Annotated in this window: 25 protein-coding genes; 16 read left to right on the top strand and 9 right to left on the bottom strand. The window is 62.8% G+C overall.

Annotation, left to right across the window (positions count from 1 at the left end; genetic code table 11):
• Positions 1-58: 58 nt before the first annotated feature.
• Complete coding sequence (locus PTE30175_RS17035) at positions 59-1570, bottom strand: efflux transporter outer membrane subunit (RefSeq protein WP_150698259.1); 1512 nt, start codon at positions 1568-1570, stop codon at positions 59-61.
• Between the two features lie 145 nt (positions 1571-1715).
• Positions 1716-2189: a MarR family winged helix-turn-helix transcriptional regulator gene (locus PTE30175_RS17030; protein WP_150698258.1), complete on the bottom strand. Its 474-nt coding sequence runs from the start codon at positions 2187-2189 to the stop codon at positions 1716-1718.
• 269 nt (positions 2190-2458) lie between these two features.
• Between PTE30175_RS17030 and typA the strand changes: the two genes are divergently transcribed.
• The gene (typA, locus tag PTE30175_RS17025) at positions 2459-4279 is read left to right on the top strand and encodes a translational GTPase TypA (protein WP_150698257.1); all 1821 of its coding nucleotides are present in this window, start codon (positions 2459-2461) and stop codon (positions 4277-4279) included.
• 159 nt (positions 4280-4438) lie between these two features.
• The gene (locus PTE30175_RS17020; RefSeq protein WP_150698256.1) at positions 4439-5545 is read left to right on the top strand and encodes an enoyl-CoA hydratase/isomerase family protein; all 1107 of its coding nucleotides are present in this window, start codon (positions 4439-4441) and stop codon (positions 5543-5545) included.
• A gap of 63 nt (positions 5546-5608) precedes the next feature.
• Here PTE30175_RS17020 and PTE30175_RS17015 read toward each other — a convergent pair whose 3' ends face one another.
• Both PTE30175_RS17015 and lexA read right to left on the bottom strand, forming a co-directional pair.
• Positions 5609-5917 (bottom strand): hypothetical protein, encoded by a 309-nt coding sequence (locus tag PTE30175_RS17015; protein ID WP_150698255.1) that lies wholly within the window; start codon positions 5915-5917, stop codon positions 5609-5611.
• Positions 5918-6124: 207 nt separating this feature from the next.
• Positions 6125-6778 (bottom strand): transcriptional repressor LexA, encoded by a 654-nt coding sequence (lexA, locus tag PTE30175_RS17010; protein ID WP_150698254.1) that lies wholly within the window; start codon positions 6776-6778, stop codon positions 6125-6127.
• 288 nt (positions 6779-7066) lie between these two features.
• On the opposite strand from lexA, the gene PTE30175_RS17005 reads away from it, so the two are divergent.
• The 6 genes from PTE30175_RS17005 (at position 7067) to PTE30175_RS16980 (ending at position 13130) form a co-directional block, all read left to right on the top strand.
• Positions 7067-8098 carry a sulfate ABC transporter substrate-binding protein gene (locus tag PTE30175_RS17005; RefSeq protein WP_150698253.1) on the top strand — a complete coding sequence of 344 codons (1032 nt, stop codon included), beginning with the start codon at positions 7067-7069 and terminating at the stop codon, positions 8096-8098.
• A gap of 18 nt (positions 8099-8116) precedes the next feature.
• Positions 8117-8977, top strand: coding sequence for a sulfate ABC transporter permease subunit CysT (gene cysT, locus PTE30175_RS17000; RefSeq protein ID WP_150698252.1), 861 nt, complete (start codon positions 8117-8119; stop codon positions 8975-8977).
• Positions 8978-8995: 18 nt separating this feature from the next.
• The gene (gene cysW / locus PTE30175_RS16995; protein WP_150698251.1) at positions 8996-9904 is read left to right on the top strand and encodes a sulfate ABC transporter permease subunit CysW; all 909 of its coding nucleotides are present in this window, start codon (positions 8996-8998) and stop codon (positions 9902-9904) included.
• A 3-nt stretch (positions 9905-9907) separates the two neighbouring features.
• Complete coding sequence (locus tag PTE30175_RS16990; protein ID WP_150698250.1) at positions 9908-10987, top strand: sulfate/molybdate ABC transporter ATP-binding protein; 1080 nt, start codon at positions 9908-9910, stop codon at positions 10985-10987.
• A 75-nt stretch (positions 10988-11062) separates the two neighbouring features.
• Entirely contained in the window at positions 11063-12001 is a 939-nt protein-coding gene (locus tag PTE30175_RS16985) for a CysB family HTH-type transcriptional regulator (protein WP_150698249.1), read from the top strand.
• A gap of 88 nt (positions 12002-12089) precedes the next feature.
• Positions 12090-13130: an asparaginase gene (locus PTE30175_RS16980; RefSeq protein WP_150698248.1), complete on the top strand. Its 1041-nt coding sequence runs from the start codon at positions 12090-12092 to the stop codon at positions 13128-13130.
• Positions 13131-13220: 90 nt separating this feature from the next.
• Here the strand turns inward: PTE30175_RS16980 and glxR are convergent, their stop codons facing one another.
• From glxR to gcl, 3 genes are all read right to left on the bottom strand, one after another.
• A complete protein-coding gene (gene glxR / locus PTE30175_RS16975; RefSeq protein ID WP_150698247.1) occupies positions 13221-14102 on the bottom strand; it encodes a 2-hydroxy-3-oxopropionate reductase in 882 nt (293 codons plus the stop codon).
• 227 nt (positions 14103-14329) lie between these two features.
• Positions 14330-15121, bottom strand: coding sequence for a hydroxypyruvate isomerase (hyi, locus tag PTE30175_RS16970; protein WP_150698246.1), 792 nt, complete (start codon positions 15119-15121; stop codon positions 14330-14332).
• A 65-nt stretch (positions 15122-15186) separates the two neighbouring features.
• A complete protein-coding gene (gene gcl / locus PTE30175_RS16965; RefSeq protein ID WP_150698245.1) occupies positions 15187-16953 on the bottom strand; it encodes a glyoxylate carboligase in 1767 nt (588 codons plus the stop codon).
• A gap of 121 nt (positions 16954-17074) precedes the next feature.
• Here gcl and PTE30175_RS16960 point away from each other — a divergent pair, with 121 nt between their 5' ends.
• From PTE30175_RS16960 to PTE30175_RS16925, 8 genes are all read left to right on the top strand, one after another.
• Positions 17075-17986 (top strand): LysR family transcriptional regulator, encoded by a 912-nt coding sequence (locus PTE30175_RS16960; protein WP_150698244.1) that lies wholly within the window; start codon positions 17075-17077, stop codon positions 17984-17986.
• Between the two features lie 109 nt (positions 17987-18095).
• Complete coding sequence (rpsF, locus tag PTE30175_RS16955) at positions 18096-18473, top strand: 30S ribosomal protein S6 (RefSeq protein ID WP_150698243.1); 378 nt, start codon at positions 18096-18098, stop codon at positions 18471-18473.
• 46 nt (positions 18474-18519) lie between these two features.
• A complete protein-coding gene (priB, locus tag PTE30175_RS16950) occupies positions 18520-18819 on the top strand; it encodes a primosomal replication protein N (RefSeq protein WP_150698242.1) in 300 nt (99 codons plus the stop codon).
• A gap of 2 nt (positions 18820-18821) precedes the next feature.
• Positions 18822-19103, top strand: coding sequence for a 30S ribosomal protein S18 (rpsR, locus tag PTE30175_RS16945; RefSeq protein WP_150698241.1), 282 nt, complete (start codon positions 18822-18824; stop codon positions 19101-19103).
• Between the two features lie 27 nt (positions 19104-19130).
• Entirely contained in the window at positions 19131-19583 is a 453-nt protein-coding gene (gene rplI, locus PTE30175_RS16940) for a 50S ribosomal protein L9 (RefSeq protein ID WP_150698240.1), read from the top strand.
• A gap of 225 nt (positions 19584-19808) precedes the next feature.
• Complete coding sequence (locus PTE30175_RS16935; RefSeq protein WP_150698239.1) at positions 19809-21194, top strand: replicative DNA helicase; 1386 nt, start codon at positions 19809-19811, stop codon at positions 21192-21194.
• Between the two features lie 134 nt (positions 21195-21328).
• Positions 21329-21955 carry a DUF47 domain-containing protein gene (locus tag PTE30175_RS16930; RefSeq protein WP_150698238.1) on the top strand — a complete coding sequence of 209 codons (627 nt, stop codon included), beginning with the start codon at positions 21329-21331 and terminating at the stop codon, positions 21953-21955.
• A gap of 14 nt (positions 21956-21969) precedes the next feature.
• Positions 21970-22980 carry an inorganic phosphate transporter gene (locus PTE30175_RS16925; protein WP_150698237.1) on the top strand — a complete coding sequence of 337 codons (1011 nt, stop codon included), beginning with the start codon at positions 21970-21972 and terminating at the stop codon, positions 22978-22980.
• Positions 22981-23053: 73 nt separating this feature from the next.
• Here the strand turns inward: PTE30175_RS16925 and PTE30175_RS16920 are convergent, their stop codons facing one another.
• Together PTE30175_RS16920 and PTE30175_RS16915 are read right to left on the bottom strand one after the other, a co-directional pair.
• Complete coding sequence (locus PTE30175_RS16920; RefSeq protein WP_150698236.1) at positions 23054-23731, bottom strand: C40 family peptidase; 678 nt, start codon at positions 23729-23731, stop codon at positions 23054-23056.
• A 105-nt stretch (positions 23732-23836) separates the two neighbouring features.
• Positions 23837-24823, bottom strand: coding sequence for a hypothetical protein (locus PTE30175_RS16915; protein ID WP_150698235.1), 987 nt, complete (start codon positions 24821-24823; stop codon positions 23837-23839).
• Positions 24824-24938 lie beyond the last annotated feature (115 nt).

Raw genomic sequence — 24938 nt, 5'->3', positions numbered from 1 at the left:
TATCTTTTCAGTGTCTTGACGTTTGTTGTGTGCAGTTCTGCCGGGTCTGTGCCCGGGCTTATTGCGCACTCGGCGCGGTGTCGGTGGACGCGCTCGTGCGTTTATCCGCATCGGGCGACAGTCCGGCGGCGTTGGCATCGAAGCCGCCGCCGAGGGCCTTGATCAAGCCGATCTGCTGATCGCGGCGCGCGCCTTCCAGATTCACGCGCGTGGTTTCCTGCGTCAGGAGGGCGGATTCCGTGTTGAGCACGAGCAATTGCGGCACGAGGCCGGCGCGATAACGCTGCACGGCCAGGTCGTACGCGTGCTGCGCGGCGTCCTGCGCCACGCGTTGCGAGACCAGCTGCTTGTCGTTCGCGCGGATCGACGATACGCGATCGGCGATGTCCGTCAGCGCCTTGTTCAGTGTGGCGTCGTAGTTCGCGACGGCGGCTTCATACGCGGCGTACTGGCCCTTCAGGTTGGCGCGCAGGCGGCCGCCGTCGAAAATCGGCAGGCTGATGGCGGGACCGTACTGGATGTTCTGGCTGCTCGCACTGAACAGCTTGCCCAGGCCGAAGGTCGAGAAGCCGAAGGCCGCATTCAGGTTGACGTCCGGGTAGAAGCGCGCCTTGGCCACGTCGACCCCCTTGAGCTGGGATTCCACGGCCCAGCGCGCCGATACGATGTCCGGCCGGCGTCCGAGCAGCGACAGCGGTACGTTGTCAGGCAACTGCAGTGCGGCTTGTGCATTCAGGCTCGGGCGCGCGATATCGAGGCCGCGGTCCGGACCCTTGCCGAGCAGCGCGCCCAACTGATGACGCGTGAGCAGGATCTGGCCGTCGATCTGCGCGAGCTGCGTATTCGCGTCGGCCGTATTGCTTTCGGCCTGCTTCTGTTCGACTTGCGTATCCAGGCCCGCGCGTACTCGGTCGAGGGTCAACTTGCCGAGCGACTCGCGCTGCTGGATCTGGCGCTCGATCACATCGCGCAGGGCGTATTGCTGGGCGAGTTGGTTGTAGGCGCGCGCGACGGCGGTCGACAATGTCAGGTGCACTTCCTGATCTTCCGCCTCGACCGACTTCTCCTGCGACGTCGCTTGCGAACGGGCGGCGCGGTTCTTGCCCCACAGGTCGAGTTCCCAGTCCAGACTGGCCATCACGTCGCCCTGGGTGAACCAGACGCCGCCGAAACCCGGCGGATAAATGGTGTTCTGGGTGAATTTTTCGCGATAGACCGAGCCCGCGAGATTGACGGACGGCAACAACGCCGCGCCGGCACCCTCGACTTGCGCGCGCGCGGCATTCAGGCGCGCTTGCGCGACGGCGAGGTCGGGGTTGCTCGCGAGGGCTTCGCCGATCAGTTGCGTGAGCTGAGGGTCGCCGAAATGATCGGCCCAGTCGGTGCCGGGCCACTGGCCCCCTTCGTTGGGCAAACTGCGTTGCGTCGCGAAGCTGTCGGCCGAGGCGATCTGTTTGTCGCTATGGATGCCGGCGAAATTGGCGCAACCGGCGAACCCCAGCGTGGCCGCCGCGAGGCAGACGGCACTGAGGGTGCGCAAGCGCGGGAAGAACGGAGAGGCCGCTGTCATCGCAAAACCTTTACTCTGAAATGTTTCCGGAGGCCCGGAGAGGATCTTCAAATCGATTACCTTCAACACTGACATCGCACGCGCACTGGCGCTGCGAATGTCATCGGCGGCGCCTGAACGGTGTCGCCGCCTGGCCGGGGAGCCGTCACCCGGATTCGCCGTTGACGATGATGCGGCGCAGGAGGCTTTTGAGCATGCCGATCTCGTCATCGGAGATGCCGCGCATCAGGTGGTCGGCCGTGTCCAGGAAAATCGAAGGCAAGCGCGCCGTCATGGCCCGGCCTTCATCCGTCGCACGCAGATTGACGGTGCGGCGGTCGGTCAGGCTGCGCTCACGGATCAGCAAACCCTGCTTCTCCAGCCGGTCGAGCAGGCGGGTGACCGCGCTCGCGTCGATGCAATACTCCCGCGCCAGATCGGCCGCGTTATTGCATTTGCCGCTCGCGACCTTGTAAAGCATGGTCGCCTGCGTGCTGGTCAGCCCGAATTTCGACGTTTCCTGCGTCAGTTGATTGAGGAGCAGCTGACGGACACGCGCGACGAGGTAGCCGATCGATTCGTCCATGTCGTAACCCGGATGAGCCAATGGGGCCTTCCTCGTTATGTCGTCCTGTGTCATTTACGTGCCCATGCAATAGTTGACTAGACATGATTATAGTGAACGCTTAAAAATTTGCAAGTGCCGGCAATAATTGACTAGGCAATTATTGCGCTCGACGGTGTTTGCGCAGTGCGGGCAGGGGGATTCGCCTCGTTTTCGGCGGAATCGGGATCGTGCGGCAAAAAAAGATGTGCCGAAAATGCTGCATCGCAGAAGCAGGATGACGGTAGACACGCCGAGGTGGTAGAATTGCAGATTCCCCTAAAGCTGCTCAGCACCTTCTTTTCATGACCCGCGCTCTCCGTAATATCGCCATCATCGCGCACGTCGACCACGGCAAAACCACGCTCGTCGACAAATTGCTGCGCCAGTCCGGAACGTTCCGCGAAAACCAGCAGGTTGCTGAGCGCGTGATGGATTCGAATGACATCGAAAAAGAGCGCGGCATCACGATCCTCGCCAAAAATTGTGCTGTCGAATACGAAGGCACGCACATCAATATCGTCGACACCCCGGGCCACGCCGACTTCGGCGGGGAAGTGGAGCGTGTCCTGTCGATGGTCGACAGCGTGCTGCTGCTGGTCGACGCCGTCGAGGGCCCGATGCCCCAGACGCGCTTCGTCACGCGCAAGGCGCTGGGCCTGGGCCTCAAGCCGATCGTCGTGGTCAACAAGATCGACCGTCCGGGCGCGCGTCCTGACTGGGTCATCAACCAGACCTTCGACCTGATGGACAAGCTGGGCGCGACCGACGAGCAACTCGATTTCCCGGTGGTGTACGCGTCGGCGCTGAACGGTTTCGCGAGCCTCGACTCGGACGTTCGCGAAGGCGACATGCGTCCGCTGTTCGACGCGATCCTCAAGCATGTGCCGGTCCGCGAAGCGGACGTCGACGGCCCGCTGCAGTTGCAGATCAGTTCGCTCGACTACTCGACGTTCGTCGGCCGTATCGGTATCGGCCGCATTACGCGCGGCCGCATCAAGCCGGGTCAACCCGTCGTGATGCGCTTTGGTCCCGAAGGCGAAGTCCTGAACCGCAAGATCAACCAGGTGTTGACGTTCGAGGGCCTCGATCGCGTGATGTCCGATGGCGCGCAAGCGGGCGACATCGTGCTGATCAACGGCATTGAAGACGTCGGCATCGGCGCGACGATCTGCGCGGCCGATACGCCTGAAGCACTGCCGGTGCTCACCGTCGACGAGCCCACGCTGACCATGAACTTCTGCGTGAACACGTCTCCGTTGGCCGGCCGTGAAGGCAAGTTCGTGACGAGCCGTCAGATTCGTGACCGTCTGCACAAGGAACTGAATCACAACGTCGCGCTGCGCGTGAAAGACACCGACGAAGACTCGATCTTCGAAGTGTCGGGCCGCGGCGAACTGCACCTGACGATCCTGATCGAAAACATGCGCCGCGAAGGCTATGAACTGGCCGTGTCGCGTCCGCGTGTGGTGCTCAAGGAAATCGACGGCGTGAAGCACGAGCCGTACGAAATGCTGACGATCGACCTGGAAGACGAACACCAGGGCGGGGTCATGGAGGAAATCGGCCGCCGCAAGGGCGAAATGCTGGACATGGTGTCTGACGGCCGTGGCCGTACGCGCCTCGAGTACCGCATTCCGGCGCGTGGCTTGATCGGCTTCCAGGGCGACTTCCTGTCGATGACGCGTGGCACGGGCTTGATGAGCCACATTTTCGACGCGTACGCGCCGCTTAAGGACGGTGCGCTCGGCGAACGTCGTAACGGCGTGCTGATTTCGCAGGACGACGGCGCGGCCGTGGCCTATGCCCTGTGGAAGCTGCAGGATCGCGGCCGCATGTTCGTGAAGCCGGGCGATGCGCTGTATGAAGGCATGATCATCGGCATTCACAGCCGCGACAACGACCTCGTCGTCAACCCGATCAAGGGTAAGCAGCTGACGAACGTGCGCGCTTCAGGTACCGATGAAGCCGTGCGCCTTGTGCCGCCGATCGCCATGAGCCTTGAATACGCCGTCGAATTCATCGACGACGACGAACTCGTGGAAGTGACGCCGCAAACGATCCGCCTGCGCAAGCGTTTCCTGAAGGAACACGAACGCAAGCGCGCATCGCGCGAAACAGCGTAAGCTCACGACGGTAGCGACATCCATTCCTGCGAATGGCTTGCCGCCCGGGCGTGCGCAGCGAGAGAGCCGGTGCCCAGCGCCGGCTTTTTTGCATTGTGGCGTGCCGCATCGATTTGCCTGCGTGCGATTGTCCGATTTCGACTGCCATCTTCGATTGCCATGACTGAATTCGTTCATACCGACATCCGGGGCCGCATCGGCTTCATCACCCTGAATCGCCCGAAGGCGCTCAATGCGCTTTCGAAAGATATGATCCTCGCATTGACGGAAACGATCGAGGCGTGGCGCGAGGACGAAAACGTCGTGGCCGTGATATTGCAAGGCGCGGGCGAGAAGGGCCTGTGCGCCGGCGGCGACATCCGTTACTTCCACGAGGCGGTGCAGGCGGGGGCGACGGATGTGATGGATTTCTTCGTCAAGGAGTACGCCCTCAACTATGCCGTCGCCACCTATCCGAAGCCGTATATCGCCTTGATGGACGGCGTCGTGATGGGCGGGGGCATGGGCATCTCCCAGGGCGCCGCGCTGCGCATCGTGACCGAGGCCACGCGCATGGCCATGCCCGAGACCCAGATCGGCCTGTTTCCGGATGTGGGCGGCGGCTATTTCCTGTCGCGGCTTGCGGGCCGCCTCGGCGAATACCTGGGCGTCACGGGGACGGTCATCGGCGCCGAAGACGCGCTGTACGCAGGACTTGCCGACGTCCTTGCGCCGCGTGGCACGTTGCCTGCGTTGCGCGAAATGCTGGCCAACGGCGATTGGGAGGATGGCGAGGCGGTGTTGTCATCCGTGCGCGAATTCGTGGCGCGTCAGCCCGTGCTTGCCGATTTGCGCAAGGGCAGGCTGGCGGCGCTCCAGCCGGCGATCGATGCGCATTTCGCCTTGCCCGACATGCCCGCCATCATCGCCGCGCTCGACGCCGAGGCGGGGAGCGAGTATGCCGAATGGGCACAGGAAACCGCGGCGGCGCTGCGAAAGCGTTCCCCGCTGATGGTGTGCGTCACGCTCGAGCAGGTGCGCCGCGCGCGCGACCTGTCGCTCGCGGACGAACTGCGTGACGAGCTGCACATGATGGAATGCGTATTCGACGTGGCGGGCGGCGGCGAAGGCGTGGAGGGGATTCGCGCGTTGGCGGTCGACAAGGATCACGCGCCGCGTTGGCGGCATGCACGCATCGAAGACGTCACGGCTGCCGATATCGGGCGTTTCTTTGCCGGTGACCGAACGGCAGCCGATCATCCGCTGGCGGGTCTTGGCGGCGCCTGAAGTCGTGCACGCCCGGGCGGCGCTGCGTCAGCAACGCGTTGCACGCCGGGGCGTTTGCGGCGATCAACCCTCGATCTGGCTGTATCGGTCGCCGACTGCCTGATCGAGCTTGCGGCAGATGTCGGCGATTGAGCCGACCATCACGATGTGCGACGTATCGCGGTACATGCGTACCGGCCGATGCGGTTGCGCAGCGTTCGCGTGACGGGCGCTTCGCGCGCGCCGGATAGCGGGCAGCGCGGGCATCGAGCGTGCGACGGCGGGCGCCGCTGCGAACGGACCCGACAGCGCCGACAAGCCATAGAGCGCGGTGATCGAAGCGGCGGCCGGGCGGCCAAGCGAAGCACGGAACAATCCAAGCAGTCGAGCCATGATGCGGTTCCTCGGAAGCATTGCCTTTGCGGCGGGTAGCATGCCTTCATGACGTTCGCGCAAGATGCTGAGTGATGCTGATCGACAAATCGCGGGCGCAAGAGGGCACGGGCGCCGGGCATTGGCCGGCGCAGGGGATTTACAACATGGGAAATCGGGGCGCCGTCAGCCGCCTTGGCGGCCCGGCGCATCGCTTTTGCCAGTGGACTAAAGGTCGGTATTGCGGATCAAGCCCACAGCAATGCCTTCGAGCGCGAAATCGCCGCTGCTCATGTCAACGTGAATATTCGGGAAGTCCGGATTCTCGGCGATCAGTTCTACGCCGTCGGACAGGCGGTGGAAACGTTTCACAGTGACGTCGTCGCCGATACGCGCCACGACGATCTGGCCCTCGCGCGCGTCTGCCGCGCGTTGCACTGCCAACAAATCGCCATCGAGAATGCCTGCGTCGCGCATACTCATGCCACGCACCTTCAGGAGGTAATCGGGCTGTCGCGCAAACATGTTGGGATCGCACTGGAAGTGCGACTCGATGTGCTCCTGCGCCAGGATCGGGCTGCCCGCGGCGACGCGGCCCACAAGCGGCAACGACAGTTGCATGAGCGCCATGTGGGGAAGGGTGAACTGATGCGCGCCGCCGGCTTCGTCGAGACGTTTCAGACGAATGCCCCGCGATTGGCCCGCGGCGAGCTCGATGACGCCTTTGCGCGCCAGCGCACGCAAATGCTCTTCGGCAGCATTGGCTGACGAAAAGCCCAGCTCGGCAGCGATCTCGGCGCGCGTGGGCGGAAAGCCCGTGCGCTCGATGGCCTGGCGGACAAGTTCGTAGACCTGTTGTTGGCGGGCAGTCAGTTTGATCATGGCATCACTGTATAGAAGTACAGATGACTGTATTTTTGTACAGTACTTGCCGTTTGGCAAGCGAAAACTTCAAGCGGTGCATGAAGTTTTCCGTTTCATGCCGTCCCGCCCCACCATTTTCACACCCTTTTTCGCCGTAACGCCAAGCTGCACCGCGTTTCCCGCTACGAAAGCAGAAATTCGCTAATCCCTATTCCTGTATAAACAAACGAGAAATAATTATTTTTAATTATTTAGGCTTTTCCCTAGACTGGGCTCCCAGAACAAAGCAAACAAGGGGCGTTTGTCATGAGCAAAGCTGCACGGGGTTGGAAAGCTGACAAGCTGGCTGCCGCATTGGGCGGGCTTGCATTGATCGTCGGGCTTACGTCGCAGGCGCACGCCGCGAGCGTCTCGCTGTTGAACGTTTCCTACGATCCGACGCGCGAACTTTACGCCGACTTCAACAAGGCGTTCGAGAAGTATTACAAGCAGGCCGGCGGCGACGCCGTCAACGTAAAGGCTTCGCACGGCGGCTCGGGCAAGCAGGCGCGCACCGTCCTGGACGGCGCGCCGGCCGACGTGGTGACGCTCGGCATTTCGGCGGACATTGATGAACTTGCCCAGGCCGGGCTCGTGAACAAGGACTGGCAGAAACGTCTGCCGGACAACGCCACGCCGTACACCTCGACCATCGTGCTGCTCGTGCGCCGAGGCAATCCGAAGCACATCAAGGATTGGGACGATCTCGCCAGGCCGGGCATCAGCGTCGTGACGCCGAACCCGAAGACGTCGGCCGGTGCACGCTGGAACTATCTCGCCGCGTGGCTGTTTGCGCTCAAGCAGCCGGGCGGCAGCGAGGCGAAGGCGCAGGATTTCGTGAGGGCGCTCTACAAGAATGTCGCAGTGCTCGATTCGGGCGCGCGGGGCGCGACGACCACGTTCGTCGAGCGCGGCATCGGCGACGTGCTGATTGCCTGGGAAAACGAAGCCCTGCTGTCCGTCAAGGATCTGGGGCCGGACAAGTTCGATATCGTCGTGCCGTCCTCGTCGATCCTGACGGAGCCGCCGGTGGCCGTTGTCGACAAGAACGCGGACAAGCACGGTACGCGCAAGGTCGCCGAGGCGTATCTCAATTACCTGTATTCGCCGGAAGGGCAGGAAATTGCCGCGAAACATTTCTACCGTCCCCGTTCGTCCGCGATCGCGAAGAAATACGCCGCGCAATATCCGAAGCTGAAGCTGTACACCGTTGACGCCGACCTGGGCGGCTGGCCAAAAACGCAGGCCCGGCATTTCGCCGACGGAGGCATTTTCGACCAGATCTACACCAAAAAATAACGAACCAGGCTGACCGTCATGACTGCCGCATTGATTCCTTTCTGGCGCAAGCCGAGTGCACTGCCGGGATTTGGGCTGACGATGGGGTATACCGTCGCCTACCTGAGCCTCGTCGTGCTGATTCCGCTGCTTGCGGTGTTCGTCAAGGCAAGCTCGCTCGATTGGGGCGGCATCGTGGGGGCGGTGGCGTCGCCCCGCGTGCTGGCCTCGTACCGGCTCACGTTCGGTTTGTCGTTGGCGGCCGCGGCGCTCAATGCCGTGTTCGGCTTCGTGCTCGCCTGGGTGCTGGTGCGCTATGCGTTCCCCGGCAAACGTTTCGTCGACGCGTTGATCGATTTGCCGTTCGCGCTGCCGACGTCGGTTGCCGGCATCGTGCTGGCGGCGATCTATGCACCGAACGGGTGGGTCGGCCGCTGGTTCGCGCCGTTCGGCGCGAAAATCGCCTTCACGCCGTGGGGCATTTTGGTCGCGCTGACCTTCATCGGCTTGCCCTTCGTGGTGCGCACCCTTCAGCCCGTGCTCGAGGCATTCGAGCGCGAGCAGGAGGAAGCCGCCGCTTGCCTGGGCGCGAGCCGTTGGCAGACCGTGCGCTACGTTATCGTGCCTGCCGTATTGCCGGCACTGCTGACAGGTTTCGCGTTAGCCTTTGCGCGCGCGGTGGGTGAGTACGGCTCTGTCATCTTCATTGCGGGCAACATCCCGATGGTGTCCGAAATCACGTCGCTCCTGATCGTGACCAAACTCGAGCAGTTCGACTATGCGGGCGCCGCGGCGCTGGCTGTCGTGATGTTGCTGATTTCCTTCGTGCTGTTGTTGCTGATCAATACGCTGCAATGGTGGTTGCAACGCCGGCACGCCGGCAAGCGATCCGCCGCCTGAGACGCCCGGGAACCGACCATGTCCGACGTATTGACGTTCAAAACACGGCTGCCATCCGTGGCCACGCGCCGGCCCGCCGATCCGACCGACGAGCATCCCGTCGTCAAGGCCGCGCTGATCGGCATCGCGCTCGTCTTCTTCGCCCTGTTCCTCCTGCTGCCGCTGGCGTCCGTGTTCGCGACCGCGTTCGGCAAGGGGTTCGACGCTTACCGGGACGGGCTCGGCAATGACGATGCCTTGTCGGCCATTCGCCTGACGGTGTTGATCGCGTTGATCGCCGTGCCGCTGAATCTCGTGTTCGGCGTTGCCGCATCGTGGGCCATTGCCCGTTTCGACTTCAAGGGCAAGCGCCTGCTGACAACGCTGATCGATCTGCCGTTTTCCGTCTCGCCGGTGATTGCCGGCATGACCTTTCTGCTGCTGTTCGGCCGTCAGGGGCCGCTGTGGGACTGGCTCGACGCGCACGATCTGAAGATTGTGTTCGCAACGCCGGGCCTGGTGCTTGCGACGATCTTCGTGACGTTCCCGTTCGTCGCGCGCGAACTGATTCCGCTGATGCAGGCGCAGGGCAGTGAAGAGGAGGAAGCCGCGCGCGTGCTGGGGGCCAGCGGCTGGCAGGTCTTTACGCGCATAACGTTGCCCAAGATCAAATGGGGGCTCCTGTATGGCGTGATCCTGTGCAATGCCCGTGCGATGGGCGAGTTCGGGGCAGTGTCGGTCGTCTCCGGCCACATTCGCGGTGAGACGAACACGCTGCCGCTGCATGTCGAGATCGAATACAACGATTACCACACCGTCGGCGCCTTCGCCGCCGCCTCGATCCTGGCCTTGCTCGCGTTGCTGACGCTGGGTCTCAAACTCTGGGCCGAGCACAAACTCGCGCAGGATCGTAACGAGCGACGCAAAGCGGCCGTCGTAGAGGAGTAAGTCATGAGCATTCTGGTGCAACAGGTTTCCAAGCGCTTTGGCGATTTCGCGGCGCTCGATGACGTCAGTCTCGAATTCCCGACGGGCGAGCTGGTGGCATTGCTCGGGCCGTCAGGCTGCGGCAAGACCACGCTTTTGCGGATTGTCGCCGGATTGGAGTTCGCCGATGCGGGGCGGATCGTGCTGGGCGGCGAGGACGTCGCAAGCATTGGCACACGCGAGCGGCAGGTCGGCTTCGTTTTCCAGCATTACGCACTGTTCCGCCACATGACGGTGTTCGAGAACGTGGCTTTCGGCTTGCGCGTGAAGGCCAGGCGTGAGCGCATCAGCGAGCCGCAGATTCGCGCAAAGGTGCATGAGTTGCTGGGTCTCGTGCAGCTGGATTGGTTGGCCGACCACTATCCGGCCGAGCTGTCGGGCGGCCAGCGCCAGCGCATTGCATTGGCGCGGGCGCTGGCGGTCGAGCCGAAGGTGCTGTTGCTCGACGAACCCTTCGGCGCGCTCGATGCAAAGGTGCGCAAGGAGCTGCGCAGCTGGCTGCGTCGGCTGCACGACGAGCTGCACATCACGACGATCTTCGTCACGCACGATCAGGAAGAGGCGTTGGAGGTTGCCGACCGGATCGTGCTGATGAACCGCGGCCAGGTGGCGCAGATTGGCGCGCCGCAGGACGTCTACGACGCCCCGGAAAGCGCGTTCGTATACGAATTCCTCGGTGCGGCGAACCGGCTCGCCGGCCGCTTGGAGACGCGCGATTTCGTGGCCGATGCCGGCGGGTACCGTGTGAGCGTGCCGGACGGCGATTTGCCGGCACGGCCGCAGGACGGGCGGGCCGTTGCCTACGTGCGTCCGCACGATCTGGCGTTGCAGCCGGCCAGCAGCGGCGAGCACGGGATCAACGTGTCGGTGCGCCGTGCGATTCCGTTGGGCGGCACGGTGCGGGTGGAATTGGCGGCGCCGGACGCATCCGTGTGGGAAGTGGAACTCGATCGCGCAGGATGGCGCGCCTTGAACGCGTCGCCGGGGCAAGCACTGCGCGCCGTGCCGCGGTCATTGCGCGTATTCCCGCTGCAGGACAGATAAGCAGGATGAACCGGCCCGGAGCGGGCAATCGTCGCAAGACGGACAGTCAAGACACAAGAAGAGGCGAATTCCAACATGAATTTCCAGCAATTGCGCTATGTGCGCGAAGCAGTGCGTCAGAACCTGAATCTGACGGAAGCGGCGAGTGCGCTGTATACCTCGCAATCGGGGGTATCCAAGCAGATCAAGGATCTGGAGGATGAGCTTGGCGTGGACGTATTCGTGCGGCGCGGCAAGCGGCTCACGGGCCTGACCGAGCCGGGCCGCGCGGTGTTGCAACTGATCGAACGTATGTTGCTTGACGCCGAGAATCTGCGTCGCGTGGCGCGTCAGTTCGCGGATCAGGACAGCGGCCACCTGGTCGTGGCGACGACGCATACGCAGGCGCGTTACGCGTTGCCTCAGGTGATCAAGCAGTTCACCGAAATCTATCCGAAAGTGCATCTCGCACTTCGGCAGGGCAGCCCGCGCCAGATTTCCCAAATGGTGATCGACGGCGAGGCGGATATCGGGATTACGACCGAGGCGCTGGACCGGTTCCCGGACATCGTGACATTCCCGTGCTACTCGTGGCATCACGTGGCCGTGGTGCCGAAGGATCATCCGTTGGTCGGGCGGCAGAACCTCACGCTCGAGGATCTGGCGGAGTTTCCGATCATTACCTACGATGGTGAGTTCACGGGGCGTTCGCACGTGGACAAGGCCTTCGCCGATCGGGGCCTGGTGCCGGATATCGTGCTGACGGCGCTCGACACGGACGTCATCAAGACCTATGTCGAAGTGGGCCTGGGTGTGGGCATCGTCGCGGCGATGGCGGTTGATCCGCGCAAGGACTCGGACCTGGCGGTGCTGGCACTTGGCGATCAGTTCGAGCCGAATACGACGCGGATCGGGTTGCGCCGCGGGGCGTTCCTGCGCGCTTACGCGTACCGCTTCATCGAAATGCTCGCGCCGACGTTAAACGAGCAGGAAATCTCGACCCAATTGCGCGAGGCGCTGGAGTTCGCGGCCTAGGGCCTGAACAGGCCCTGGCGATTGCATTGTGCCGGATGCGCGTGCGGGGGCCATTGGGAACCCGTGCGGGATTGGTTACAATCGGGGCATGACTGCTACTTCTCACACCGCATCGCCGCGCTATGTGGCGCCGGCCGCCGAACTGCCGCGTATCGCCTTGCTGGCGACGGGCGGCACCATCGCGGGCAGCGCACCGGACGCGACCCGCACGGCTGGCTACCAGGCCGGCATCCTCGGCATTCAGGATTTGCTGTCGGCCGTGCCGGCGTTGGGCGGCATTGCCCATATCCATGCCGAGCAGGTCGCGCAGATCGACAGCAAGGACATGAGTTGCGCGCTCTGGCAAAAATTGGCAGCGCGGCTCAATGCCGTGCTCTCGCAGCCGGACGTCGCCGGCGCCGTGATTACCCACGGCACCGACACGCTCGAAGAGACGGCATATTACCTCCACCTCACGCTCAACAGCCACAAGCCGGTCGTCATCACTGCGGCCATGCGGCCTGCAACCGCGCTGTCTGCGGATGGCCCGCTGAATTTGCTCAATGCCGTGCGCGTCGCCGCCGATCCGATCTCCGGCGGCCGTGGCGTGCTCGTGGCCGTCAATAATCAGATCCATTGCGCTCGCGACGTGGTGAAGACGAGCACTTACGCGGTCGACGCCTTTCATTCGCCTGAAGTCGGCGTGCTCGGTTGGGTGCAGGACGACCGTGTCGCCTTCCAGCGGATGCCGCTGCAATTTCATTCGGTGGAGAGCGAGTTCGTCGGCATCACGGGCGAGTTGCCCGCCGTGGAAGTCGTTGCCAGCTATGCCGGCGTGTCGCGTATCGCCGTCGACGCACTCGTCGAAGCCGGCGTGCGCGGTATCGTCGTCGCAGGCACCGGAAATGGCTCGTTGCATGTCTCGCTGCAGCAGGCGCTCGACGAGGCCGTGCAGCGCGGGGTCACCGTCGTGCGCGCATCGCGCGTCGGCAGCGGCCATGTCATGCACAACGGCGCCGCGCCGGACGACCAGTACGGCTTCGTCAGCGCCGGCAATCTGCCGCCGTTCAAGGCGCGTGTCCTGCTGATGCTCGCGCTGCAGGCGGGCGTGCCGGCCGAGCGCATGCAATCGCTGTTCGAAAACTACTGATGCAAAAAAGCGGATGCAAAAAAAAAGCGCCCGGCCGAAACCGGGCGCTGCTGACCGCGAAGACGGCGTCTTGCGGTCCGTCGTAATGCTTCAGGCGACCGTGTGGTTCGCCATGATTTCCAGCGCGCGCACCAGACCCGAGTGATCCCATGCCGAGCCGCCGTTCGCGGCGCACATGTTGAACAGCTCCTGGCAGGTCGCCGTGTTCGGCAACGCAACGCCCAGCGCCTTCGCGCTTTGCAGTGCCAGATTCAGGTCCTTCTGGTGCAGGGCGATACGGAAGCCCGGTTCAAAGTTGCGCTTGACCATGCGCTCGCCGTGCACTTCGAGAATCCGCGACGAGGCGAAACCGCCCATCAGCGCCTCACGAACGCGCGCCGGATCGGCGCCTGCCTTCGATGCGAACAGCAGCGCTTCACCCACGGCTTCAATCGTCAGCGCGACGATGATCTGGTTGGCCACCTTGCACGTCTGACCCGCGCCCGAATCGCCGACGAGCGTGATGTTCTTGCCCATCAGTTCGAACAGGGGCTTGACGTCGTTGAACGCTTCCTGCGTGCCGCCGACCATGATCGTCAGCGACGCAGCCTTGGCGCCCACTTCGCCGCCCGACACCGGCGCGTCCAGGTATTCGCAACCCAGCGCCTTGATCTTCTTGGCGTATTCCTTCGTTTCGATCGGTGAGATCGAGCTCATGTCGACCACGATCTTGCCGGCGGTCAGACCTTCGGCCAGGCCGTCTTCGCCGAACAGCACGGTGCCCACGTCCGGCGTGTCCGGCACCATCACGAAAATGATGTCGGCGCGCTTGGCCACTTCCTTGGCCGACGTACAGCACGTAGCCTGACCGTCGATCAGGTCCTGCGGGGGCGTGCGGCGCTCGTACAGGAACAGCTTGTGGCCGCCGTTCTGCAGATGCTTCGCCATCGGTGCGCCCATGATGCCCAGGCCAATGAATCCTACTTGTGCCATGTTGTTACTCCTCTGTCTCGATGGATAAATCGCGCGGGGCAGGGTCGTCCGCCGTGTGGCTCACGATGGCCCACGATTCCCGTGGGCCCGGCCGCATGCCCCCCAGCACGCGGCCGGCGGGACCCTCTCTCCTCGTCGATCCGGGGGCGGCGACAGGTTCATCGCCGTAAATCCTGTTTCGGTTTCTGTCGGGGAAAACCGTGTATCAATGCAATGCGGGCGGCGGCTTACGCGGCTTCGCGCAGCCCCGCGGCCTTGAACCAGCCCAGGCCGTCGACGGTGTTCGTCGCGGGCTTGTACTCGCAGCCGATCCAGCCGTCGTAGCCGATGCGGTCGAGCAACGCGAAGAGATACGCGTAGTTGATCTCGCCCGTGCCCGGCTCGTTGCGGCCCGGATTGTCGGCCAACTGGACGTGAGCGATGCGCGACAGGTTCGTCTCGATCGTCTTGGCCAATTCGCCTTCCATGCGCTGCATGTGATAGATGTCGTACTGCAGGAACAGGTTGTCCGAACCGACTTCGTCGAAGATGCCGAGCGCCTGCTTCGTGCCGCTGACGTAGAAGCCCGGAATGTCGAAGGTGTTGATCGGCTCGACCAGCAGGCGGATGCCCTCGGCCTTCAACTGTTCGGCGGCGAAACGCAGGTTGCCGACAAGCGTTTCACGCGCCGTCTCGTTCGACAGATCGGCGGGCTGCTTGCCGACGAGGCAGTTCAACTGCTTCACGCCAAGCGCCTTGGCATAGACAATCGCTTCGCCCACGCCTTCGCGGAACTCCGACACGCGCTCCGGCAGGATCGCGATGCCGCGCTCGCCTGCCTCCCAATTGCCGGCCGGCAGGTTGTGCAGCACCAGATCCAGTTGGTACTGGTTCAGCTTGTCGGCGATCTGGTCGCGATGGAACGCGTACGGGAACAGGAACTCCACGCCCCGGAAGCCCGCTGCAGCGGCCGCCTTGAAGCGGTCGAGAAACGGAACCTCGTTGAACAGCATGGTCAGGTTGGCGGCGAACTTCGGCATTGCTTACTCCTCGATGATTGGCTTGGGGGGTGGAAGCCCGGTCTCGGCGATTGCGCTTGCGCGCCTTATGCCGACACCGTGTTGTCTTCCTCGACCACGTCGACGATTTCTTCGAATTCGGTCACGTTGTTGATTTCGGTGCCCATCGCGATGTTCGTCACACGCTCCAGGATCACTTCGACCACCACCGGCACCGAGAACTCGGCCATCAGCTTGCGCGCTTGTGCAAACGCCGGCTGAATGTCGTTCGGCTGGAACACGCGGATCGCCTTGCAACCGAGGCCCTCGGCAACCTTCACGTGGTCGACGCCGTAGCCGTTCAGTTCAGGCGAATTGACGTTCTCGAACGCGAGCTGCACGCAGTAATCCATGTCGAAGTTGCGCTGCGCCTGACGGATCAGGCCGAGGTACGAGTTGTTTACCACGAGGTGGATGTACGGCACCTTGAACTGCGCGGCGACGGCCAACTCTTCGATCATGAACTGGAAGTCGTAGTCACCCGAAATGGCCACCACATCCGACGACGGCGAAGCCACCTTCACGCCGATCGCGGCAGGGATGGTCCAGCCGAGCGGGCCGGCCTGACCGCAATTGACCCAGTGACGCGGCTTGTTGACCGTCAGGAACTGCGCAGCGGCGATCTGCGACAGACCGATGGTCGAGACGTAGCGCACGTCGCGGCCGAAGAACGCGTTCATTTCCTGATACACGCGCTGCGGCTTGATAGGCACCTGATCGAAGTCCGTGCGACGCAGCATGGTGCGTTTGCGCTTCTGGCAATCGGCGACCCATTGCGAACGGTCCGGCAGGCGGCCTGCGGCCTTCAATTCCTTGGCAACTTCGACGAACAGCTTGAGCGCAGCACGGGCGTCCGACACGATGCCGTAGTCCGGGCCGAACACACGGCCGATTTGCGTCGGTTCGATGTCCACATGCACAAACTTGCGACCCTTCGTGAACACTTCGACGCTGCCCGTGTGGCGATTGGCCCAGCGATTGCCGATGCCCATCACGAAGTCCGAGGCGAGCATCGTGGCGTTGCCGAAGCGATGCGACGTTTGCAGACCGACCATGCCGGCCATCAACGGATGGTCGTCGGCGATGGCACCCCAGCTCATGAGCGTCGGCACGACCGGCACGTTGACCGTCTCGGCGAACTCGACGAGCAGATCGGCCGCGTCGGCGTTGATCACACCGCCGCCCGATACGATCAGCGGACGTTCCGATTCGATCAGCATCGAGATGGCTTTTTCGATCTGGGCTCGCGTGGCTGCGGGCTTGTAGACCGGCAGCGGTTCGTAGGTGTCCGGATCGAAGTCGATTTCGGCGACTTGCACGTCGAACGGCAAGTCAATCAGGACCGGACCCGGGCGGCCAGAGCGCATGAGGTGGAAGGCTTGCTGGAACACGCGCGGCACGAGGGCGGGCTCACGCACCGTCACGGCCCACTTGGTCACCGGCTTGGCGATCGATTCGATATCGACGGCCTGGAAGTCTTCCTTGTACAGACGGGCGCGCGGCGCCTGGCCGGTAATGCACAGAATGGGGATGGAATCTGCCCAGGCCGAGTACAGGCCGGTGATCATGTCCGTGCCAGCCGGGCCCGAGGTGCCGATACACACCCCGATGTTGCCGGCTTCGGCGCGCGTGTAGCCTTCGGCCATGTGCGAGGCGCCCTCGACGTGACGAGCCAGCACGTGCTCGACGCTGCCTGCCTTGCGCATTGCCGAGTAGAAGGGGTTGATTGCGGCACCCGGCACGCCGAATGCGGTCGTGATACCTTCTTTCTCCAGAACCCGCACTGCGGCTTCGACGGCGGTCATTTTGGCCATGATTGCTCCTCCAATGGGAATGTCCGTTATTCGATGGAGCCACTTTAGTCCGGTACGATTTGTTTGATAAGATCACAAAAAATCTGTTTTTTAGAAACAAAAAGTATCGGATGGAGGAGAGATGGACCGCTTCAAGCAGATCGAGACCTTCGTGCAGGTGGCCGAAGCCGGGAGTCTCGCGGCGGCGGCGCTCAAGGAGGGCGTGTCGCCGGTGATCCTCGGTCGGCGTATCGACGCCCTGGAAAAGCGCCTCGGCATCAAGCTGATGTATCGTTCCACCCGCCGGCTCGTCTTGTCGGAAGAGGGCGGCGCGTTCCTCGACCGTTGCAAGCAACTGCTCGGCGACTGGGACATGGCGGAAAACGAGATCAGCGCGGGCCGCCACGCAGTGTCGGGCCACCTGATCGTGTCGGCGCCGGCGGCGTTCGGCCGCAAGCATGTCGCGCCGCACGCGCCGGCTTTCCTGCGGAATCATCCCGAGGTGCAGATTTCATTCAATCTGACGGATCGCGTCGTCGATATCGTGCGCGAGGGCTACGATATGGGGATTCGGATCGGCGGCACCGTCGATCCGAATTTCGTGGCGGTGAAGCTTGCGCAGAACAGCCGGGTCGTATGCGGCACGCCGGCGTATTTCGCGCGCCACGGCCGGCCCAAGACGCTGGAAGACCTCGCGAAGCACAATTGCCTGGCGTTCAACCTGCAGGGCGGGCAGCAGCGGGGCTGGTATTTCCGCCGCCAGGGCAAGATCGTGACGATTCGCGTGGCGGGCAATCTCGACTGCAACGACGGCGAACTGCTGCACCGCTGGGCGCTCGAGGGCCTGGGCCTCGGGTGGCGTTCCACTTGGGAAATCCAGCGCGAATTGGCCAGCGGCGAACTGGAGACGGTGCTCGACGAATACGCGCTGCCCGATTACGACATCCTCGCGGTCTATCCGCAGCAACGCTTCCAGCCCGCCCGCGTGCGATTGTTCATCGATCAGCTGCGGCAGACCTATGCGCGCCCCAATTACTGGATCGATAACGGCTGAATCGAGGTTCCCCTTGAAGCGCGGGGCGATTTCCGTTAGAATCGCGTGTTCTGCAACCTTGCTGCACTGGTTCTGACGCCCGGGCGGCTTTGTCCATAAGGAGCACCATATGCGTCATTATGAAGTCGTATTCATTGTTCACCCCGATCAGAGCGAGCAAGTGCCCGCCATGATCGAACGTTACCGTGGCATGGTGACCGCCCGTGAAGGCAAGATCCACCGCGTCGAAGACTGGGGCCGCCGCCAACTGGCATACATGATCGAGAAGCTCGCGAAGGCGCATTACGTGTGCCTGAACATCGAGTGCGATCAAGAGACCCTGGACGAACTCGAACACGCGTTCAAGTTCAACGACGCCGTTCTGCGTCACCTCGTCGTGCGCATGAAGAAGGCCGAAACGGCTCCGTCGCCGATGATGAAGGAAGTGGCCCGCGAAGAAGCCAAGAAGGCTGCTGCGCCTGCCGCCACCGAAGCCTCGGCTGCGTAAATAGAACTCAGGATCACATCAGGGCGCCATTGCGTACATCGATCGCGTGAATCGTCTCAGGCTCGAAGCGAGCATCGCTGAAATCGGCGTTATTCGCTATACCCCGGCCGGACTTCCCGTCATCGATCTGACATTGGCGCATGCGGGACAGACCGAAGAGGCGGGGATCGCCCGCCAGGTCGAGTTCTCGATGCCGGCAGTGGCGATTGGCCCGATCAGCGCGAAAGTCATTGCGCTGGGGCTGGAGAAACCGGCCCAATGGGCAGGTTTCCTCGCCAAGAAGCATCGCAACAGCCGCACCCTGGTGTTTCACATCACAGCATTGCAAAAGATTGAAGAGGATTGAACATGCCACGTCCTAACGGGAAAAACAAAAAGTTTGACCGCCGCCGCCAACAGCAGAACCCGCTGTTCAAGCGCAAGAAATTCTGCCGCTTCACGGTGGCAGGCGTCGACCAGATCGACTACAAGGATGTCGAAACGCTGAAGGACTTCATCGGCGACAACGGCAAGATCACCCCGGCTCGCCTGACCGGCACGAAGGCGCATTACCAGCGCCAGCTGGACACGGCCATCAAGCGTGCGCGTTTCCTCGCGCTGCTGCCGTACACCGATCTGCACGGTGCTTAAGCGCCGGTCGACGAAGGAGAATAGATAATGCAAGTGATTCTGCTGGAAAAAGTCGTCAATCTGGGTAACCTCGGCGACGTCGTCAAGGTCAAGGATGGTTTCGCTCGTAACTTCCTGATCCCGAACAAGAAGGCCCGCCGCGCCACGCAAGACGCGATCGCCGAATTCGAAACCCGCCGTGCGGATCTCGAAAAGGCTGCCGCCGAGAAGCTGGCCGCTGCCCAAGCCCTGGGCGAGAAGGTTGCCGGCACGACCGTGCAAATCTCGCAGAAGGCTGGCGTCGACGGCCGTCTGTTCGGTTCGGTCACGAACTTCGACATCGCCGAAGCCCTGCGCACGCAAGGCGTCGAACTCGAAAAGTCGCAAGTGCGTCTGCCGAACGGTCCGCTGAAGACCGTTGGCGACTTCCCGGTGCAAGTTGCCCTGCACACGGACGTCGTGATCGAAGTGAACGTGTCGGTGCTGGGCGAACACGCCTAAGCGTCACGCTTCCCGACGCGAAACGGAAGCCGGTTCGCCGGCTTCCGTTTTTTTATGTCCGCGCGCCGCAAATGACCGGGCCGCGCGGCCGCAGCGGCGCACGGCGCCGCCGTCCCTCTGCCTTCATCCGCTGTATCAGCCATCGCCATGCCGCCTGCCGGGAAAGCCCGCCGTCCTCGATCGGACATGCCTGAGCGTGACCGTCCGCAAGGTATAATCTCGGGCATGAACGCTCCCGACCCACAGCTCGAATCGCTCAAGGTGCCGCCCCATTCCGTTGAGGCGGAGCAGTCCGTCCTTGGGGGGCTCCTGCTCGATAACTCGGCGTGGGACCGCATCGGCGACTTCCTGAGCGAATCCGATTTCTACCGGTACGATCACCGGATGATTTACCAGCACATCGGCCGCCTGATTTCGGGCGACCGTCCTGCTGACGTGATCACGGTCTACGAATCGTTGACGACCGCCGGCAAGGCCGACGATGTCGGCGGGCTGGTGTATCTCAATGCACTCGCGCAGAATACGCCGAGCGCGGCGAACATTCGCCGTTACGCGGAAATCGTGCGTGACCGCGCGGTGCTGCGCAAGCTCGTCACCGTGGCAGACGAAATTGCTTCCGATGCCTTCAATCCGCAGGGCAAGGAAGTCCGGCAGATGCTCGACGAGGCCGAGTCCAAGGTCTTCGCGATCGCTGAAGAAGGCTCGCGCGGCACCCAGGGCTTCCTTGAACTCCAGCCGCTGCTGACGCAGGTCGTCGAGCGAATCGACGAGCTGTATCACCGCGAGAGCGGCAGCGACATCACCGGCATTCCCACGGGCTTCATCGATCTCGACAAGATGACATCGGGCTTTCAGGGCGGCGATCTCATCATCGTGGCCGGCCGCCCGTCGATGGGGAAGACCACCTTCTCGATGAACATCGGCGAGCACATCGCCGTCGAGGAAGGATTGCCGGTCGCGGTGTTCTCGATGGAAATGCCGGGCACGCAGCTCGCCATGCGTATGCTCGGTTCGGTCGGCCGTCTCGACCAACATCGTTTGCGTACCGGCAAGCTCGTCGATGAAGACTGGCCGAAGCTTACGCACGCGATGCAGAAGATGAACGAGACGCAGCTGTTCGTCGACGAAACGCCTGCGCTGAACCCCATGGAGTTGCGCGCGCGCGCGCGGCGTCTGTCGCGCCAGTGCGGCAAGCTCGGACTCATCATCATCGATTACCTGCAGCTGATGAGCGGTTCGGGCGGTGGCGAGAATCGTGCGACCGAAATTTCGGAAATCTCACGTTCGCTCAAAGCGCTGGCCAAGGAACTGAACGTGCCGGTCATCGCGTTGTCGCAGTTGAACCGAAGTCTTGAGCAGCGTCCCAACAAGCGGCCCGTCATGTCCGATTTGCGCGAATCCGGCGCTATCGAACAGGACGCGGACATCATCCTCTTCATCTACCGCGATGAAGTCTACAATCCCGACTCGCCCGACAAGGGCTCCGCCGAGATCATCATCGGCAAGCAGCGTAACGGGCCGATCGGCACGGTACGCCTGGCGTTCATCGGGGCCTACACCAAGTTCGACAATTTCGCCGGCGGATTTACCGTTGGCGGGTCAGACTATTGAACCTTGTTTCGGCGTGCGTCGGATGTACGGGCGCCGGACAGGGTAGAATGTGACGTTTTTGTGTCGTCCGGGGCCTGAAGAGGCCTTGGGACGATTACGCCGTACACCCATCCAATCTCCCGGAGTTTTCCAGAATGTTCGGTCGCTTCATGCCCACCGAGGGCAAGTTCTTTGAACTGTTCAACCAGCACGCCGAGTGCATGGTGGCAGCCAGCCATGAACTTGCCGCCATGATCGACGATCTGCCCAATGCAGAATCGCATACGATCGCCGTGCAAAACAATGAGAAGAAGGCAGACCGCATTACGCACGAAACCATCGATCTGATGCACAAGACGTTCATCACGCCGTTCGATCGCGATGAAATCCACAAGCTGATCAGCACGATGGACGACATCATCGACCTGATGGAAGACGTCGCCACCGCCATCTGGATGTACGACATCAAGGGTGTGACGCAGGAAGCCAAGCAACTGGGCCACATCTGCATCAACTGCTGCGAGCGCGTGCAAAGTGCGGTCAAGCTGCTGAGCGATCTCGACCGCGCGCGCGACATCCTCAAGTTCTGCGAGGAAATCGACCGTCTGGAATCGGATGCGGATCGTCTGCTGCGCGGCTCCCTCTCGAAGCTGTTCCGCGAGGAAGATGATGTGAAGAACCTGATCAAGCAAAAAGCCGTGTCGGAACTGCTCGAGTCGGTCACCGACAAATGCGAGGACGTTGCCAACATCATCGAAGGCATTGTGCTGGAAAACGCCTGAGCGGAGACGGATTGATGGCAACCCTCCACATTAGTTTGTGGCTGGTCGGACTCCTGGTCGCGCTTGCGATCCTGTTCGACTTCATGAACGGCTTTCACGACGCCGCCAACTCGATCGCCACGGTGGTCTCGACGGGCGTCCTGAAGCCACACCAGGCCGTGGCTTTTGCCGCGTTCTTCAACATTCTCGCGTTGTTCATATTCCACCTGAAGGTCGCTGCGACGGTCGGCAAGGGCACCGTGAATCCGGAGATCGTCGATCATTACGTCATCTTCGGCGCGCTTGTCGGCGCGATCGCGTGGAACATCATCACGTGGTACTACGGGATTCCGTCGAGCTCCTCGCATGCGCTGATCGGCGGCCTCGTCGGTGCGGCAGTGGCGAAGGCGGGCACCGGCTCGCTGGTGGCGAGCGGCCTGATGCAGACCGTGGCGTTCATCTTCATTTCGCCGCTGCTCGGCTTCGTGCTGGGGTCGTTCTTCATGCTGCTGGTGTCATGGATGTTCTTCCGCACGCCGCCATCGCGTGTCGATCGCTGGTTCCGGCGTTTGCAGCTGATCTCGGCCGGCATGTACAGCCTGGGTCACGGCGGTAATGATGCGCAGAAGACCATCGGCATCATCTGGATGCTGCTGATTGCGGCGGGCCTGTGGCCGCAGACGGCCAGCGAGCCGCCGGTCTGGGTGATCATTTGCTGTTATCTCGCGATTGGGCTGGGCACGATGTTCGGTGGCTGGCGCATTGTCCGCACGATGGGGCAGAAGATCACCAAGCTCAAGCCGGTCGGCGGCTTCTGTGCGGAGACGGGCGGGGCGTTTACGCTGTTCTTCGCCTCGTGGCTGGGCGTGCCGGTCTCGACGACGCATACGATCACCGGCGCCATTGTCGGTGTGGGCGCGACGCAGAAGCTGGCGGCCGTGCGCTGGGGCGTGGCGGGCAATATTGTCTGGGCGTGGGTCCTGACGATTCCCGCGTCGGCATTCATTGCCGCCATCGCCTGGTGGGTCGGCAAGCAGATCCTCTGATCCGTCATCATGCCAGTCTGCGGAAGGTAAGAAAGCGGCTTCGGCCGCTTTTTTGCTTCAGGGGCGTGTGTTCTCAGAACGTGCCGTCGGCGAAACGGGCGATGGGATCGTCGTCGAGCGGGGCCGTAGCGTTGCCGGCGGCGTTGGCCGGCGTTGGGCGGGCACCGGGTGGCGGTAGCGGCGCAGGCGCACGATTTACATAGGTCGTGTCGCTCCCCGGCGCGAGATTGGCGGCGACGCGGCGCACCCCATCGAAGCGGCCGGCCCAGTACGGCAGGCTCATGTTCGCGAGCCGCACCGTCCCGCCTGTCGCGGGCGCGTGCACGAACTGCCCGTTGCCGACGTAGATGCCGACGTGCGAGTGCGAACGGCCTGTCGTGTTGAAGTAGACGAGATCGCCGGAGGCCAGTTGATCGAGGTCGATCGATGTCCCGACGGTGCTCATCTGCTCTGTCGTGCGCGGCAGGTTGACACCGGCGGCGCGCAGCACGACGTAGCGCACGAGGCCGCTACAATCGAAGCCCGAGTCGGGCGTATTGCCGCCGTAGCGGTACGGCACGCCGACGAGCCCCATGGCAGCGAGCGTGATTTCTTCCTGGCCGGCACTTTTCTCCGCGCCATACGGCCGGGCGCGGAGATCGCCGTTGCCGGCATAGCGCGTCGGTGTGCTCGAGCACGCCGCGACGAGGGCGGTCACCGCAAGCATCGGCAGCAAACGCGCCGGCAGGCGGACAAGATCGGAGGAATGCATGGCGACGATATTACGTCGTTTAGCCGTACGATGCACCTGTTGGGCGCATTGCCGGAACGAATGTGTCGCACGCACGTCACAACCCGCAGCCTCACGCGCCATCGCTCAGAACCGGTAGCCCATTGCCAGCATGAAAATATCTGCGTCGCGGCTGTACCCGGTGGCCACGCGGTGCCAGATTGCGCGTGTGACCCATCTCGGCGTGAATGCGTATGCGGCGGTGGCCGAGACGAGTAAGGACACGTCGGGCGCCGATTTCTCTCCCGGATGATGATACTTGTCAATTGCGACGTAGGGACCCATGCCGGCGCCGACCGAGAAGCGCTCCGTCAATTGGTCGTCGAGCCACAATTGCGCCGCGCCGCCCCAACGCCGTTCGAGCCGGGCGTCACCTTCGTTGATGAACGAGACCGAGCCGGTGAGATGGTCGGTCAGCTTCAGGCGCAGGTCGGCGCTCTTCGCAAACGCGTGTTCCGAATGGAAGCTATTGACGACGGTCTTGCCCAATGCGCCGTCGATTTCCCAGCGTCCGTCGCGCCAGTCGTACAAACCTTCGGGTGCGGCGTCGCGCGGTTTCGTCTCACTGCCGAAGCGGTAGCCGAGGCCGGCGATCAGCGCAGTCGAATTGTAGCTGTGGCGCGCCTGAACACGGTTCACGCGCAGCGACGCGAACCAGCCGCTCTCGAAATACCAGTTGGCCGCCGCGCTGGCCAGCACCCCCCACCCGTGCGCATCGGCGAAGCCGGCGCCGTTGCCGGCTGCGGTTGTGTCGAAGAAACGATAGGGACCGGCGCCGACCTCGAAGACCGGGCCGACGTCCGCCTGGCCGCTGCGCCACCAAAGCTGTGCCCCGGTGCCGTCACGGTGATGATCGGGCACGTGGCCTTCGTTCAGGTAGATGAGACTGCCGGAAAAGTGATCGGAGATGGGGTGGCGATATTCGACACCCCACGAGTATGTCTGGGCGCGGTTACTGCCTTGGGACACCTGGAGGCCGCCTTGATAGACAGCCAGTTCGGCCGCGGACGCGGATAAGGATAATGCGGCGCCGGCCAGGCAAATCGCACGGATACGCTGGGTTGTTGTTGGCATCGCGGACTCCGGTTGTTGTTCTCGCGGTTCACAGACCCCAAGTGAGTGTACTCAGGCGTTCCGGCAAAGTCGACAGGGTAATCGCCTATTGAACTGCCAGTCGTCCGATCATCCT

The sequence above is a fragment of the Pandoraea terrae genome, from assembly GCF_902459695.1.
Lineage (GTDB): Bacteria > Pseudomonadota > Gammaproteobacteria > Burkholderiales > Burkholderiaceae > Pandoraea > Pandoraea terrae.
The sequence above is the reverse complement of the archived record's forward strand: the minus strand, read 5'-3'. Positions and strand labels throughout refer to the sequence as shown.